Source organism: Spirillospora sp. NPDC052242 (assembly GCF_040679555.1).
In the GTDB taxonomy this organism is placed as follows: domain Bacteria; phylum Actinomycetota; class Actinomycetes; order Streptosporangiales; family Streptosporangiaceae; genus Spirillospora.
The window spans coordinates 45,392-60,381 of sequence record NZ_JBFAUZ010000058.1; the positions used below are offsets into that span (position 1 = coordinate 45,392).

Sequence of the window (14,990 nt, forward strand, 5' to 3'; positions counted from 1 at the left end):
CTACGTCCTGCTTTGCCGTGGCTTGAGAAGCCATTCGGCGCGGGGTTCGACGGCCCAGCGGAACAGCCGCCGCACCGGGGAGGTGCCGAGCAGGACGCCCAGCGCCACGGCGCTCAGCGTCACCGCGACGATCCCGGCGGGGGTGTGCAGCGCCTCGGTCTCGAAGTGGCCGCCGTAGTCGAACACCTTCACGACGAGGCCGTGCAGCAGGTAGATGAACATCGTGCGGGCGCCCATCGCGGTGAACCACGTCGTGTTGCGCGGGATGACCGCGAGGAACGCCGCGCCGAGCAGCAGCGCGGCGAGCATGGTCGCGAACCGCAGGCCCATGCCCTCCAGGGCGGAGTACTCCATGTCCTCGTAGCCCCGGTTCCACCACAGCAGGTCCGAGTTGATCTCCGGGACGACCGTGCCGAGCTGCCACACGTAGGCGATCGGCAGCGCCGCGACCAGCACGGCCGCGCCGGCCCAGCGCGCCCACCGGGCCTTGAGCCGCTGGACGCGCGCGGGGTCGATCGTCAGGCCGAGCACGAAGAACGGGAGCAGCCCGACCGTCCGGGCGACCGTCCCGTCGGCGTTGAACGTCCAGCTCCCGGCGATCAGGCACAGCACCACGGAGACGGTCGTGGGGTACCGCAGGTGGTTCCACAGCGGCGCGCTCAGCCGCCAGAACACCATGGCGACGAGGAACCACATCAGGTAGTGCGGCCGGAACAGCTCGTGCAGGTTGAAATCCGCGCCGTTGATGAAGACGAGCTGCAGCCGGTACGGGACGATGAAGATCAGGTACGGGACGACGAGCGTCGGCAGGATGCTGCGGAACTTGTCCGTCGACCGCATGAAGCCGCGCGAGAAGAAGCCGGAGATGAAGACGAACACCGGCATGTGGAACGCGTACAGCACGGTGTAGGCGGCCGCCACGGCGTGGCTGTCGCCGAAGTTGGCCCAGACGTGGCCGACCACGACGAGGACCGCCGCACAGAACTTGGCGTTGTCGAAGAAGGCGTCCCGCCGTCCGGACGGCCGGCCCGGGGGGTCGGCGGGGCCGTGCGGGGCGTCCGTCCCGGAGGACGGTGCCGGGCTGCTCGGCGAAGGACTCGACGAAGGGGAGGTAACAACCATGTTTCCGAGGGGAGACGTCACGGCGCCGTGGAGGTAACGGCACGGTCACTGTACTGGTGCTCCGGCCCTACGGCGGACGATTCGGGTCTTTCGCCGCGGGTCGGCTACTTCTTCGCCGGGCGGCGCAGCGGGGTGAACATCCAGGTCAGCTTCGGCTCCAGCGCCCACCGCATGGCCCGGACGACCGGCGGCGTGCACAGCAGCGTCACGACCACGGCCGCGATCGCGACAGCGGCGAGCACGCCGGGCTCGGTGTTGAGCCAGCCGATGTCCCAGCCGTCGGTGAAGTTCATCGCACGCGTCAGGAAGCCGTGCAGCAGGTAGCCGTACAGGGTGGCGGCGCCGAGCCCGGTGAACCAGTGCCGCCCGCGCGGGACCACCGCCAGGAACGCCGCGACGAGGACGGCCGCGGCGCCGAACATCGCCACCCGCATCAGCGTGCCGGTGACGTTGGCGACGCCCAGCTCCTTGTGCGTGTGCCGCCAGAAGATCCAGTCGATGTTCATCCGGTCCATCGCCAGGTAGGCGAAGCCCAGCCCGCCGATCAGGACGGCCCAGCCGATCGGCCGCGCGATCGGCCGCTTCAGCACCTCGAAATGCTCCGGCCGCAGCGTCAGCCCGAGGACGTAGAACGGCAGCAGCCCGAGCACCCGGTGCAGGCTGAGCGTCGAGCCGAGCTCGCCCGTGTAGGACAGCAGCGCGATCACCAGCGACAGCGCCACCGGCCAGCGGACCTGCTGCCACACCGGGGTCGACAGCCGCCACATGAACAGCGCGAGCAGGAACCAGGTCAGGTAGTAGGGCTCGAGGAGGCTGACCTCCAGCCGCCCGCGGCCGGTGCCGGCCCAGTCGTAGAGCGAGTAGGCGATCTCGAACACGACGTAGGGCACGCCGACGGCCGTGATGAGCCGCCGGGCCTTGCCGCCCGAGAACGTCCAGTTCCGCGACATGTAGCCGGTGAGCACGATGAACACCGGCATGTGGAACATGTAGATGAACAGGTACAGGCCCTTGGCCATCGGCACGTTCTGCAGGTACGCGATGGAGTGCCCGATGGCGACCAGCACGATCGCGAAGTACTTCGCGTTGTCGAAGAACGGGTCCCGCTGCTTGCGCGGCCGTCCGGCCGCGGGCGGGGGACCGGCGGGCGCCGGGACGGCCGCCGCGGGGGCCGTCCCGTCCGGCGCGGGCTCGCTCGGCGCGGGCGGGCTCTGCACGGGCCCGTCCGGCGCCGCGGCCCCCGGCGGCGGGACCGTTCCCGCCGCCCGTGCCTCCGTCTGCGATGTGGACGTGCTGTGGGTCATGCGCCTGCCCCGATCGATCGACCCCTGGATCAGGTTTCGCTGCAGATGTTGTCGCTGGCGCGGATCTCGCCCTGCTGCTCCGGGATGCCCTGCTGCCCGCCCTTGAGGTCGGTCCAGTCCGCGCCGATGACGAGGTCGACGACCCCGGGCTCCGCACCGCTGGTCTGCGCCGCGGGCGCCGGCTTGCTCGGGATGAGGGCCGCCAGGCTCTTCGCCTGGTTCTCCGCACCGGAACCGTACAGCACCCTGGTGGCCGTTGTCCGCTCGGCGTTCCCGCCGACCGTGACCTGGAAGCCCTGCGCCTCGAGGGAGTCGGCGACCCGCCCGGCCTGCCCGTCCGTGCCGCTGCCGTTGAAGACCCGCACCCGGATCTGGTTCGGCGGGATCGTCGGCACGGGGGTCTTCGGCTGGGCCTCGGTCTCCTTCTTCTCCTCCGGAGGCTTCTTGTCCTCACGGACGGACTTGAAGAACTCGTCGGCGCCCGGGGCGAGGGCGAGCCGGTTCTTGTCGAGGGGGTCCTGGCCGTTCGGGACGGTGACGAAGCGCAGCTTCCCGGACGAGAGGCCCTGCATGCCCTGCGCGATGTCCATCATCGCGGTGACCGACAGCTCGCTGTCGGTGGTGAGGGACTTCGTCGTCGCGTTGAGCAGATCGAGCAGTGCCTTGGGGTTGGTGAGCACGCCCCGGCTCATCACCTTGGAGGCGAGCGCGCCCAGGAACTTCTGCTGCCGCTTGATCCGGCTGGTGTCGGTGCCGTCGCCGAGGGTGTAGCGGGCGCGGACGTACGCCAGCGCCTGCTCGCCCTGGATATCGTGCGTACCCTTGCTGAGCTTCAGCCCGGACTTGGGGTCGTTGACGTTCTCGTTGAGGCACACCGGGACGCCGCCGACGGCCGTGGTGATGTTTTTGAAGCCCGCGAAGTCGACCTGCACGAAGTGGTCGATGCGGATGTCGGTCATGGCCTCCAGCGTCTTGATGACACAGGTGGCGCCGCCGACGGTGAACGCCGTGTTGATCTGCACCCGGTTCGAGCCCGCGACCGGCTTGCCCTCGCGGTCCTCGCACTCGGGGCGCTGCACCATCAGGTCGCGGGGGAAGCTGATCGCCATCGCCTGCTCGCCGCCGGGGGACAGGTGCAGCAGGATCATCGTGTCCGAGCGCGGCGGCTCGTCCTTCATCTGCCGGCCGTACTCGGCGTTGGCGCCCGCGCGGGTGTCGGACCCGAGGAGCAGGATGTTCATCGCCTCGTTCAGCTTCTCCGGCCGGTCGGGGCCGAGCTTGGCGTTGACGTCCTCCTGCGCGATGTTGCCGAACGCCTGGCGGTACAGGCCGTAGGCCGTGAGAGAGCCGACCACCATGACCGCCGACAGGCCGATGCACACCCAGCCGAGGATGCGCCAGCCGCGCCGAGGCGGCGCCGGTTCCTCAGGGTCGGCGTCGTCGACGTACTCCATGTACATCGGGTTGCTGTTCATCGGCTCCGTGGTTCCGGTGGGCCCGCTTTCACAGGTCGGGACGCGGTCGATGGGTCAGGGGGGAGGCGGCGAGCGGGCAGGGGGCAGAGCGGACGCAAGGGAAGCGTAGTCAGGCGAGTCGGCGTACGGACCCGGATGCGTCATTCCACCCCGGGAGCCCGGCCACCGCCGTCACATGCTCTACCGACACTCGCCTATTTACGGCGGCTTTGTCGAAGTTTCGTTGGATTATGACGGAAGCCCCTGAGGCTAGTGGTGCGAGCAGCCCGGCCAGAACCCCGTCGAGTGTGGCGAACGACATGTCAACCAGGAGCCGGTCCCGGGCGTCGAGCTCCCATTTCTCGGCGGCGGCGCGTGCGGCGCCTGCCAGGTCCTCGCCGCTGAGTGTGGCGTTTGTCACAGTCAGCGCGGGCGAGCGCGGCGAGACCCCCGGACCCGGCGCGAACCGGTCGCCGTACGAGCGGACCTCCGCCGCGTAGTCCACGACGCCCGGCGGGCAGTGCCCGAGCGGCGCGCCCAGCGCGTGCAGCGACAGCCCGACGATCTCCTCGGCGTCCGCGTCGGCGAGCACCTCGTCGAGGGCCTCCTCCGACGTCGCCAGGACGTACGGCGCCGCGGCCCCGAACGGCTCGGCGACGCCGTTCTCCGACCGGGCCTCCAGCGAGCCGGGCGTCACCGGCTCGGCGACCAGCCCCGCCGACCAGCAGGCCATCAGCCACACCGACGTCTGCCAGTGCGGCGGCAGCGCGAGCACCGCACGGGTCCCGGGCTCGACGCCCAGACCGTCCACCAGGAAGTTCGCCGTCTTCGCGACCCAGTTGTCGAACGTGCGCGCCGACAGCTCCACGCGCTCGCCCGTCCGGTCGTCGTAGAAGGTCACCAGCGGCCGGGACGGATCGTCCGCCACCCGCCGCCGCAGCAGCTCCACCGGCCCGGCGTTGCTCTCGCTCATGAAGCCGAGCGTAGAACCTCCCGCGGGTGATCAGGGGTCAAGGCACCGTCTCGGCTGCCTCGGCGGGCGCCCGGTGCCGCTACGCTCCGCACCGATGAACGAGCGGACGAGTACGTCGGCGGGCCGCGTGCTCGCCCTGATCACCATCGCCCCCGCGCTGGTCGTCGCGGCCTGGCTCGCGGTGTCGCTGCCGCTGCTGCTCGCGGGCGTGTTCCACCCCGCCCCGGCCCTCGCGCTGTTCGCCCCCGCCGCCGCGCTCATGCTGCGGTACGGGCTGCGGACCGGGACGCGCGAGGGCGCGCCGCCCGACGCGCCGCCCGTGCTCGACGGGACGACGCGGTGGTCGGTCGCGGGCGTTCTGGGAGTCGTCGGCGCGTTCACCGTTTACCAGGTCTTCATGTGCTCGGAACAGATCATTGTCCGGCGCGACCCCGCCTCGTACGTCCAGTTCGCGGTGTGGCTCGCCGAGCACGGGTCGCTGCCGATCCCGCAGGACCGCCGGGCGTTCGGCGGCGCCGACCCCGCCCTCGCCTTCGAGAGCCCCGCCTTCTACGCCGAGGGCGGCGCGATCGTCCCGCAGTTCATGGCCGGGTTCCCGATCGTGCTGACGCCCGGCGGCTGGCTCGCCGGGGCGCACGGGATCCTGCTGACGGCGCCGCTGCTCGGCGCCTGCTGCGTGCTCGCCTTCGCCGGGCTCGTCGCGCGGCTCGTCGGGCCGCGCTGGGCGCCCGCCGGGGCGCTGCTGCTCGCCGCGACACTGCCGATGCTGTGGGCGTCCCGCAACACCCTCAGCGAACTGCCCGCGATCATCCTGCTGCTGGGCGGACTGTCGCTGATCCATGACGCGCGCGGCGACGAGCCGCGGACCGCCCGCGCGAAGTACTTCCTCGCGGGCCTCGCGCTCGGCCTGATCGTCCTCGTCCGCATCGACGGCCTCCGCGACGTCCTGCCGCTCGTGGCGCTCGCCGGGCTGCTCGTCGGGCTGCGCCGCCGCGAAGGGTACTTGCTGGCCGGCGGGCTCCTCCTCGGCGTCGCCGCCGGGCTCACCGAGGGCGTCGTCCTGTCCCGCCCGTACCTCGAGTACCTGCGGGGCTCGGTGATCCCGCTGCTGGTCATCGCGGCGGGCGTCGCGGCCGCGACCGTCCTGCTGGCGGTCCTCCTGCGCACCGGCAGGACGAACGCGCGCCTGCGGGCGCTCGCGGGCGCGGTGCGGGACGGGCGGCTGCCGGACGTCCTCGCCGGGCTGACCGTCCTCGCGTTCCTGGCGTTCGCCGCACGGCCGCTGTTCCAGACCGCCACCCGCGTCCCCGACAACCCCGACGACCGGCTGAACGCCCAGTTCATCGAGGCCGTCCAGAAGATCAACGGGATGGCGCTGGACGGCACCCGGCAGTACACCGAGCTGTCGCTGTACTGGGTCGCCTGGTACATCGGCGTGCCCGCGCTGCTGTTCGCCGTCGTCGGCGCGGCCGTCCTCGGGCGGCGGCTGCTGCGCGGCCAGGCGGCGTGGTGGCTCCCCGCGTACGCGGTGATCGTGTGGACGACGGCGCAGGTGCTGCTCCGCCCGGGCATCACGCCCGACCATCCGTGGGCGTCCCGGCGGCTGATCGGCCTCGTCATCCCGGGCCTGCTGCTGTTCGCGGTGTTCGGCGCGGCCTGGACGGCCCGACGGGTGCGGCGCCTCGGCTACTCGCCGCGCGTCCTGCGCTGGGGCGTGGGGACCGGGTTCGTGGTGATGCTCGTCCCGATCGTCCTGGTCAGCGCCCCCTACCTGGTGTCGCGGACCGAGCAGGGCGAGGTCGCGGCCGTCCGGAACCTGTGCGGGCGGCTCGGCGACGACGCCTCCGTGATCGCCGTCGAGCGCGCCACCGCCGACCGGTTCCTGCAGGTCGTGCGGGGGATGTGCGGCGTGCCGGCGGCCCGCACCGCGCCGGACGCCACGCCCGGGGACGTCCGGCGCGTCATCGGGAAGGTGCGCGCGGCCGGGCGCACCCCCGTGCTGCTCGGCGCGCGGCGCGCCGACGTCGCCCCGTACGGACCGGCCGAGCAGGTCATACGGCTGCGGACGGAACAGGACGGACGGACGCTCGACGAGCCCCCGCGCGGCACCTGGGGCCTCGGCATCGACGTGTGGACGTCCCGCCCCACCGGCCCCGGGGTTCCCGATGACGGCGGGTCGGGCGGCTGAGGCGAGTATCCTCGCCCTGCGTGAGCACCCAGCCTGCCGAGTCCGCGCCCGAACACGTCCACGTCACGATCGTCCTGCCGTGTTACAACGAGCAGGACCATGTGATCGACGAGGTCGAGCGCATCTGCAAGGCGATGGACAACAGCGGCAAGACCTACGAGCTGCTGGCCGTGGACGACTGCTCGACCGACGACACGCTGGCCCGGCTGCGCGAGGCCGAGCCCCGGTTCCCGAACATGCGGATCATGGCGTTCCAGCACAACAGCGGTTCGGGGACGGTCCGGCGCATCGGCTCGCAGCAGGCCCGCGGCGACATCGTCGTGTGGACGGACGCCGACATGTCCTACCCGAACGACCGCATCCCCGAGCTCGTCGAGATCCTCGACGAGAACCCGGCGATCGACCAGGTCGTCGGCGCCCGCACCAGCGAGGAGGGCACCCACAAGGTGCTGCGGGTGCCCGCCAAGTGGTTCATCCGCAAGATCGCCGAGCGGCTCACGAACTCGAAGATCCCCGACCTGAACTCCGGGCTGCGGGCGTTCCGCCGCCAGGTGTCGCTGCCCTACCTGCGGCTGCTGCCGCCCGGGTTCTCCTGCGTGACCACGATCACCATCGCGTTCCTGTCGAACCAGCACCCGGTGCACTACGAGCCGATCGAGTACGCCAAGCGGGCCGGGAAGTCGAAGTTCCACTTCACCAAGGACGCCTACCGCTACATCCTGCAGGTGCTGCGGATGGTCATGTACTTCAACCCGCTCAAGGTGCTGATGCCCCCGGCGCTCTGGCTGATCCTCATCGGCCTCGGCAAGGGCGTCTTCGACATGATCGTCCACTTCGGGTACTTCGCGAACAATACGATCATGATCTTCGTCACCGGGTTGATCATCGCGTCGCTGGCGCTGCTCGCCGACCTGATCGTGCGATCACGCGGCGACGTCTAGCGTGGGGCGGATGGACACCACGGGCATGCAGATCGCGATCGTCGGGCCCGCGTTCCCGTACAAGGGGGGCGGCGCCCACCACACCACCGAGCTGGCGCACCGCCTCGCCGCCGCCGGGCACGACGTCGTCATCGAGTCGTGGCGCGCCCAGTACCCGTCGTTCCTGTACCCGGGGCAGCAGACGATCGACGCGCCGGAGGGCGAGCCGTTCCCCGGCACCCGGCACCGCCTCGACTGGCGCCGCCCGGACGGCTGGTGGCGCACCGGCCGGTCCCTGCGGTCCCGCGACCTCACCGTGCTGGCCGTCCTGAGCCCCGTGCAGGTGCCGTCCTACCTCAGCATCCTCGCCGGGCTCGGCCGCCGCGCCCCGGTCGTCGCGCTGTGCCACAACGTGCTGCCGCACGAGCGCAAGCCCTACGACGTCCCGCTGATGCGGCGCCTGCTGCGCCGCGTGAACGGCGTGCTCGTCCACTCGGAGGCGCAGGCCGAACTGGCGCGGGGGCTGACGGCGCGTCCCGTCCGGGTGGCGGAGATGCCCGCGCACCTCCCGGCCGCCCCCGGAGCCCCCGGCGACACCGCCGCGCGTGCCGACGGGGTGCGGCGGCGGCTGCTGTTCTTCGGGATCGTCCGGCCGTACAAGGGACTGGACGTCCTGCTGCGCGCGCTCGCGAAGGGCCCGGACGACGTCGCGCTGACCGTCGCGGGCGAGTTTTGGGGCGGGCTCGACGACACCGAGAAGCTGATCGGCGAGCTCGGTCTCGCCTCCCGCGTCGAGCTGCGCCCCGGGTACGTGCCCGCCGCCGACGTCCCCGGCCTGTTCGCGGACGCGGACGCGCTCATCCTGCCCTACCGGACCGCCACGGCCTCGCAGAACGTGTGGATGGCCCACGAGTACGGCGTCCCGGTGATCGCGACCGACGTCGGCGGGTTCGCCGGTCAGGTCCGCGACGGCGTGGACGGTCTGATCTGCGCGCCCGACGACGTCGCGTCCCTGGCCGCCGCGCTCGACCGGTTCTACGCGCCGGGCGAGCCGGAGCGCCTCCGCTCCGGCGTCCGCCCGGCCGACCACGGCCCCCTCTGGGACGCCTACGTGGCGGCGCTCACCGAGGGGACCGGCGGGGGACCGGTCAGCTCTTGACCGCGTCCAGGTGCGGCTCGATGATCTTCAGGAAGGCCCGCTTCGGCTTCGCGCCGGTGACCTGCTCCACGACCTCGCCGTTCTTGATGAGCAGCAGGGTCGGCAGCCCCAGCACCCCGTACTTGCCGGGCGTCGCCGGGTTCTCGTCGTAGTTGATCTTCGCGATCTTGAGCCGGCCGTCCAGCTCGGCCGCGATCTGGTCGAGCACCGGCGCGATCATCTTGCACGGCGGGCACCATTCCGCCCAGAAATCGACCAGGACGGGGACGTCGCTCTTCAGCACCTCGGCGTCGTACGTCGCGTCGGTCACGGTGACCGGACTTGTCACGGGGACTCCTTCGTCGGGGACGTACCGTTGACAAGTCCCGCCGTCCGCCGATCATTCCCGCCGCCGTCCGCCGCGGCGGCCTTCGGCGGCTTGGTCAGCACGAACGCGGCGCCCGCGATGAGCAGGTCCGCGGCCGTCAGCAGGACGCGGCTCGCGATCGCCACCACGACCGCCGCGCCCCCCGGCAGCGCCGGGCTCAGCACCACGGTCAGCGCGGCCTCCCGCGCCCCGATCCCGCCGGGCGCGATGAACACCAGGAAGCCCACCACGAACGCCAGGGCGTACGCGCCCGCCGCCAGGAACGGCAGGCCCTTCCCCTCGCCCCCGACGCCCGCGCACAGCAGCCACGTGTGGACGCCGAACAGCGCCCACCCGAGGACCGTCCAGCCGATCGCCCGCAGCGTCACCGCCAGGCTCACCGGACGCTCCAGCGGCGGCCGCCGCAGCACCTTCAGCATCAGCCCCAGCGCCCACGTGACGATCTTCGGGTGCAGGGCCGCGAGCAGCACCGGCGCCAGCAGGAACAGCCACCAGAACCGGTCCCGCGCGGTCGCCGACGTCAGCGGCAGCGTCACCGCCGCGACCGCGAGCCCGCACGCCGTGGACGTCGCCACCGCCAGCAGCGTCGAGCCGAAGCTCCGCTCCGCCGGCACCTTGTGCTCGCGCGTCATCTCGATCTGCGTGACCAGCGCCCACACCTTGCCGGGCACGTACTTGCCGAGCTGCGAGATCCCCGAGATCCGGAACGCCGCGCCGACCGGCAGCGGCGACCCGAGCCCGCCGAGCAGCGCCCGCCACCCGAGCATCCACACGAACAGCCCCGCGAGGCCCGCCGCGAGCGAGCCGGCGAGCGCGGGCCACGACATGTCCCGCAGCGCCCGCACGGTGGCGTCCCACTGCGACGCCACGCTGTAGGCGCAGAAGGCCAGGGCGAGCAGAACCAGCAGCACCCGCAGGACCCGCACGGCGACGACCTTCTTGTTCACGCGCCCCAGAGTAGGCGAACCCGGGTGCGCGGGAGGCGGACACGGGCGCCGAACGCGGCACCCGCACCGTCCGTCCGCCGTACAGTAGGCGCGATGAAACTCTCGGATGCGATCGCCTTCATGGGCCACCAGGTGCACGTCTGCCGGTACCGCGAAGCCGGGACGCTGCTCGGCTGGATGGGGCGCGACCTGCGCGGCCGCCGGGTCCTCGACGTCGCGGGCGGCGACGGCTACTGGGCCGGGCAGGCCCGCAAGCGCGGCGCCGACGCGGTGTCCATCGACCTCCACCGCGGCAAGATGGAGTACGGCCGGACGCTCGCGCACGCGCCCTCGCTGATCGAGTGCGACGCGCTGCGCCTCCCGTTCGGCGACGCGTCCTTCGACGCGATCCTCTCCGTCTGCGCCATCGAGCACTTCGACGACGGCGGGAAGTCCCTCGACGAGATGGCCCGCGTGCTGAAGCCCGGCGGCGCGATCTTCATGTCCGCGGACGTCCTCAGCCGCGCCGACGCCTGGCCGAAGCTGCGCGACGCCCACAAGGCGAAGTACCACGTCCAGCACACCTACACCCACGAGAGCCTCCGCAAGCTCATGGACGAGCGCGGCCTCGACCTCGTGCGGCACAGCTACCAGTTCCGCACCGCCGCCACCGAGCGCCTCTACCTGTCGCTGTCCACCTACGGCGGCAAGGTCGGCTTCAACGCCGCCGCCCCGCTCACCCCGCTCGTCGCCCTCGCCGACCGCCGGGCCCCCAACGAGCGCGGCAGCATCGTGCTCGTCGAGGCCCGGAAGCGCACCGACTGACCGTCCACTAGGCTCGGCCTCCACACGGCGGTGGAGAAAGGAGCCAAGTGGAAGCGATCCTCCTGGTCGGAGGCAGGGGCACGCGCCTGCGCCCGCTCACCATCTCCACCCCGAAACCCCTCCTCCCCACGGCCGGTGTGTCGTTCCTGTCGCACCAGCTCGCGCGCGCGCACGCGGCGGGCGTCGAACGCATCGTGTTCGCCACGTCGTACCGGGCCGAGATGTTCGAGGCGGCCTTCGGCTCCAAGGCGCACGGGCTCGAACTCGTCTACGTCAGCGAGGACCAGCCGCTCGGCACCGGCGGCGCCATCCGCAACGCCGCCCGCGCCCTCGCCTCCGGCCCGGACGACCCGGTGCTGATCCTCAACGGCGACATCCTCTCCGGCCACGACGTCCGGGCCCAGGTCGCCCTGCACGAGGAGACCGGCGCCGCCGTCACCCTGCACCTGACCCGCGTCGACGACCCGTCCCGCTTCGGGTGCGTCCCCACGGACGACACGGGCCGCGTCACCGCGTTCCTCGAGAAGACCTCGCACCCGGTCACCGACCAGATCAACGCGGGCTGCTACGTGTTCCGCCGCTCCGCGATCGACACGATCCCCGAGGACGAGGTCGTCTCCGTCGAGCGCGAGACGTTCCCCGCCCTGATCTCCTCGGGCGCCCGCGTCATGGGCCACGTCGAGGCCGAGTACTGGCTCGACGTCGGCACCCCCGAGGCGTTCGTCCGCGGCTCCTGCGACCTCGTCCTCGGCCGCCTCGCCTCGCCCGCGATGCCCGGCGAGCCCGGCGAGCGCCTCGCCCTCCCCGGCGCGACCGTCGCGCCGGGCGCGATCGTCCGCGGCGGCACCACCGTCGGGCGCGGCGCGACCGTCGAGGCCGGCAGCACCGTCGTGGGCAGCGTCCTGCTCGACGACGCGTTCGTCGCCGAGGGCGCGACCGTCCGCGACTCCGTCCTGTCCCGGGGCGCCCGCGTCGGCCCCGGCGCCGTCCTGGACGGCGTCATCCTCGGCGACGGCGCCGTCGTCGGCCCCGGCAACGAGCTCCGCGGCGGCCTGCGCATCTGGCCCGGCATCGAACTCCCCCCGACCGCCGTCCGCTTCTCCACCGACGCCTGACCGACCCGGCCCGTTTCACTTGCGAGGCGGAGGGCCGCCGACGCGGACGGGTGCCGTCCATGACGGAACACGGGTTCACACGTTCGCCGGAAGTCGCTCCGCAGAGGGCCGGAGCCGGGCGTCGGCCCCCGGACGGCGACGCAGGTGGTAGGCGATGGCGAGGACGATGACTGCGGGGCCCCACACGCGGAGCGGAGCGGTGCAGATCATCGCCAGTGCCTTCCACCAGCCGTTGTCGTACGCCTGGTTCTCGGTGACGCCGAACATGCCGAGTTCCCGGTCGGCGCCCAGCGGTACGGACGTGAACAGCACGGTCAGGACCAGCCCGCCGACGACGGCGGGGACGAACGCCGCGAGGGGCCGGACGCGCTTGCCGCCGACGAGGGGGATCCAGGCGGGGGTCACCTCGCCCCAGCGGCGCACCAGACCGGTGCACAGGAAGGCGATCAACTCCGTGATCACGCTCAACGCCAGGACATAGGGGACGCTCACCCAGTAACTCGGCATGCCGCCATCGTGTGTCTGCCCCATGTCGAAGTGGACCGCGAACGGCAGCCGCCACAGGCAGGACGGCAGCAGGAGCAGCGGCATCGCGTAGGCGAGACGAAGGACCCACCGCGGCACGGGCCGTTCGGTGTCGCCGGTCGCCGGAGCGGTGTGAATGACGGTGCGGAACAGCCGTTTGATCATCATGGCCATCACTGTTCCGGCCCGAGGCGGTTCCCGTGATCCCCCGTGCGGGCGACCGGCTCACCCGATCTGGTGATCCGCGAGGGCCGGCGGGGCGGCCGCGCCCGCGATGGCGCGGGTTCCGGCGGTGCGGCGGATCCGGCCGCACCCGCCCGCCGGGCGGAGCCCGCGTCGACCGGGCGAACATCGCCGGAAATCCGCAGTTCAGGTGCCGTCCATCGGTGTGCACGATCATTCCGGCGCAGAGCACGTGAACGGAGAACGGAGACGCCGAATGACGCCGAACCGACGGACCTTCCTGCGCGGGGGACTGGCAACGGGCGCCGGAGCCGCCATGGGGACGCTGCTCGGCGGCGGCACGGCACTGGCGGGGCCCGCGTCGCCCGGGCTGGTGCGGGGCCGCCCGCGGCTGACCCACGGTGTGCAGAGCGGCGACGTCACCGCGCACGAGGCGGTCGTCTGGGCCCGCTCGGACCGGCCCGCGCGGATGCTGGTCGAGGTGAGCCACCGGCCCGACTTCGCCCACGCGAGGCGGATCCCGGGACCGTTGCTCACCCCCGGCACCGACCTGACCGGCAAGGCGTTCCTGCGGGGCCTGCCCGCCGGGCGGGACGTCCACTACCGGGTGGTGCTGGCCGACCCGGACCGCCGCTCCGCCCTGTCCGAGCCGGTGACCGGACGCCTGCGCACCGCGCCCCGCGACCGGTCCGACATCCGCTTCGTCTGGTCGGGCGACCTGGCGGGCCAGGGGTGGGGCATCAACGGCGGCCTCGGCGGCTACCGCATCTTCAACGCCATGGGCGCCCTCGACCCGGACTTCTTCCTGTGCAGCGGCGACCTCGTGTACGCCGACGGCCCGCTGCAGGAGACCGTCCGGCTGCCGGACGGACGGACGTGGCGCAACCTCGTCACCCCGGAGAAGAGCAAGGTCGCCGAGACGCTCGCCGAGTACCGCGGGCAGTTCCGGTACAACCTGGAGGACGCCGCCATGCGCGCGTTCAACGCCCGGGTGCCGATGGTCTACCAGTGGGACGACCATGAGGTCGTCAACAACTGGTACCCGGGGGAGATCCTGGACCTGCCCCAGTACACCGAGAAGCGCGTGGACGTCCTGGCCGCGCGCGCCCGGCGGGCGATGTTCGAGTACACGCCGACCGCCGTCCGCGCCCACAAGAACGGCCGCCTGTACCGCCGCATCTCCTACGGGCCGCTGCTGGACGTCTTCGTCCTCGACATGCGCACCCACAAGGACGCGAACGGGACGAACGACTCGCCGACCGCGGGCGAGGGCGTCCTCGGCGCGGAGCAGCTCGCGTGGCTGAAGCGCGAGCTGCGCCGCTCCCGGGCGACGTGGAAGGTGATCGCGGCCGACCTGCCGATCGGGCTGATCGTCCCGGACGGCTCGGCCCAGGAGGGCATCGCGCAGGGCGACGGCGGCGCGCCGTTGGGCCGCGAGCGCGAGATCGCCGACCTGCTGTCGTACGCGAAGCGCAAGGGCGTCCGGGACATGGTGTGGCTGACGGCGGACGTCCACTACACCGCGGCGCACTACTACGACCCGTCGAAGGCGGCGTTCCAGGACTTCGACCCGTTCTGGGAGTTCGTGTCCGGCCCCCTGAACGCGGGCGCGTTCGGCCCGAACACCCTGGAGGGCACCTTCGGTCCGCAGCTCGAGTTCCACCGGGCGCCCAAGGCCCCGAACACGTCCCCGGCCGAGGGCTTCCAGCACTTCGGCGAGGTCGACCTCGACGGCGAGTCGGGCGACCTGACCGTACGGCTCCGCGACATCGACGGCGCCGTCCTCTACACCCGCACCCTCACCCCGCGGCGCTGACGCCCGGCCGTCCGAGCGGGTGCGGGCGCCGGGGCCCCCCCGGCGCCCCCCCCCCCCAGAGCACAAACACAAAACCATGGGTATGAAAGGGGGAATGGAGACTAAGACGACAC

13 protein-coding genes are annotated in these 14,990 nt (G+C 72.2%); 6 read left to right on the forward strand and 7 right to left on the reverse strand.

Translation table 11 applies throughout. The features are described 5' to 3' along the window. The 4 genes from AB0L25_RS34995 to AB0L25_RS35010 all read right to left on the reverse strand — a co-directional run bounded on the left by AB0L25_RS34995 (position 1) and on the right by AB0L25_RS35010 (position 4,853). On the reverse strand, positions 1-1,122 hold the full coding sequence (locus AB0L25_RS34995; RefSeq protein WP_500177149.1) for an acyltransferase family protein: 1,122 nt from the start codon (positions 1,120-1,122) through the stop codon (positions 1-3). 104 nt (positions 1,123-1,226) lie between these two features. Further along, positions 1,227-2,426 (reverse strand): acyltransferase family protein, encoded by a 1,200-nt coding sequence (locus AB0L25_RS35000; RefSeq protein WP_500177151.1) that lies wholly within the window; start codon positions 2,424-2,426, stop codon positions 1,227-1,229. Between the two features lie 29 nt (positions 2,427-2,455). Next, positions 2,456-3,901, reverse strand: coding sequence for an LCP family protein (locus tag AB0L25_RS35005; protein WP_500177152.1), 1,446 nt, complete (start codon positions 3,899-3,901; stop codon positions 2,456-2,458). A 109-nt stretch (positions 3,902-4,010) separates the two neighbouring features. Next, positions 4,011-4,853 (reverse strand): TIGR03089 family protein, encoded by an 843-nt coding sequence (locus tag AB0L25_RS35010; RefSeq protein ID WP_500177153.1) that lies wholly within the window; start codon positions 4,851-4,853, stop codon positions 4,011-4,013. Between the two features lie 94 nt (positions 4,854-4,947). On the opposite strand from AB0L25_RS35010, the gene AB0L25_RS35015 reads away from it, so the two are divergent. From AB0L25_RS35015 to AB0L25_RS35025, 3 genes are read left to right on the forward strand one after another with little or no spacing between them, the layout of a single operon-like run. After that, positions 4,948-7,041: a hypothetical protein gene (locus tag AB0L25_RS35015; RefSeq protein WP_500177156.1), complete on the forward strand. Its 2,094-nt coding sequence runs from the start codon at positions 4,948-4,950 to the stop codon at positions 7,039-7,041. Between the two features lie 20 nt (positions 7,042-7,061). Beyond that, positions 7,062-7,982, forward strand: a complete 921-nt coding sequence (locus tag AB0L25_RS35020; protein ID WP_500177158.1) for a glycosyltransferase family 2 protein — start codon at positions 7,062-7,064, stop codon at positions 7,980-7,982. A 25-nt stretch (positions 7,983-8,007) separates the two neighbouring features. Further along, complete coding sequence (locus AB0L25_RS35025; protein ID WP_500177175.1) at positions 8,008-9,120, forward strand: glycosyltransferase family 4 protein; 1,113 nt, start codon at positions 8,008-8,010, stop codon at positions 9,118-9,120. On the opposite strand, the gene trxA is transcribed toward AB0L25_RS35025, so the two are convergent. Together trxA and AB0L25_RS35035 are read right to left on the reverse strand one after the other, a co-directional pair. Beyond that, entirely contained in the window at positions 9,110-9,448 is a 339-nt protein-coding gene (gene trxA / locus AB0L25_RS35030; RefSeq protein WP_500177160.1) for a thioredoxin, read from the reverse strand. The genes AB0L25_RS35025 and trxA overlap by 11 nt on opposite strands. Beyond that, complete coding sequence (locus AB0L25_RS35035; protein ID WP_500177162.1) at positions 9,445-10,434, reverse strand: lysylphosphatidylglycerol synthase transmembrane domain-containing protein; 990 nt, start codon at positions 10,432-10,434, stop codon at positions 9,445-9,447. The genes trxA and AB0L25_RS35035 overlap by 4 nt, the downstream gene beginning before the upstream one ends. A 93-nt stretch (positions 10,435-10,527) precedes the next feature. Here AB0L25_RS35035 and AB0L25_RS35040 point away from each other — a divergent pair, with 93 nt between their 5' ends. Together AB0L25_RS35040 and manB are read left to right on the forward strand one after the other, a co-directional pair. Further along, positions 10,528-11,238: a class I SAM-dependent methyltransferase gene (locus tag AB0L25_RS35040; protein WP_500177164.1), complete on the forward strand. Its 711-nt coding sequence runs from the start codon at positions 10,528-10,530 to the stop codon at positions 11,236-11,238. A 47-nt stretch (positions 11,239-11,285) separates the two neighbouring features. Continuing rightward, a complete protein-coding gene (gene manB / locus AB0L25_RS35045; protein WP_500177165.1) occupies positions 11,286-12,353 on the forward strand; it encodes a mannose-1-phosphate guanylyltransferase in 1,068 nt (355 codons plus the stop codon). 75 nt (positions 12,354-12,428) lie between these two features. Here manB and AB0L25_RS35050 read toward each other — a convergent pair whose 3' ends face one another. Next, complete coding sequence (locus AB0L25_RS35050) at positions 12,429-13,046, reverse strand: hypothetical protein (RefSeq protein WP_500177166.1); 618 nt, start codon at positions 13,044-13,046, stop codon at positions 12,429-12,431. Positions 13,047-13,317: 271 nt separating this feature from the next. On the opposite strand from AB0L25_RS35050, the gene AB0L25_RS35055 reads away from it, so the two are divergent. Continuing rightward, a complete protein-coding gene (locus tag AB0L25_RS35055) occupies positions 13,318-14,877 on the forward strand; it encodes an alkaline phosphatase D family protein (protein WP_500177168.1) in 1,560 nt (519 codons plus the stop codon). Positions 14,878-14,990: the final 113 nt, after the last annotated feature.

Coding starts and splice junctions, on each gene's coding strand:
- AB0L25_RS34995 (WP_500177149.1), bottom strand. CDS start 1,122: ATGGTTGTTACCTCCCCTTCGTCGAGTCCTTCGCCGAGCAGCCCGGCA.
- AB0L25_RS35000 (WP_500177151.1), bottom strand. CDS start 2,426: ATGACCCACAGCACGTCCACATCGCAGACGGAGGCACGGGCGGCGGGA.
- AB0L25_RS35005 (WP_500177152.1), bottom strand. CDS start 3,901: ATGAACAGCAACCCGATGTACATGGAGTACGTCGACGACGCCGACCCT.
- AB0L25_RS35010 (WP_500177153.1), bottom strand. CDS start 4,853: ATGAGCGAGAGCAACGCCGGGCCGGTGGAGCTGCTGCGGCGGCGGGTG.
- AB0L25_RS35015 (WP_500177156.1), top strand. CDS start 4,948: ATGAACGAGCGGACGAGTACGTCGGCGGGCCGCGTGCTCGCCCTGATC.
- AB0L25_RS35025 (WP_500177175.1), top strand. CDS start 8,008: ATGCAGATCGCGATCGTCGGGCCCGCGTTCCCGTACAAGGGGGGCGGC.
- AB0L25_RS35040 (WP_500177164.1), top strand. CDS start 10,528: ATGAAACTCTCGGATGCGATCGCCTTCATGGGCCACCAGGTGCACGTC.
- AB0L25_RS35050 (WP_500177166.1), bottom strand. CDS start 13,046: ATGATGATCAAACGGCTGTTCCGCACCGTCATTCACACCGCTCCGGCG.
- AB0L25_RS35055 (WP_500177168.1), top strand. CDS start 13,318: ATGACGCCGAACCGACGGACCTTCCTGCGCGGGGGACTGGCAACGGGC.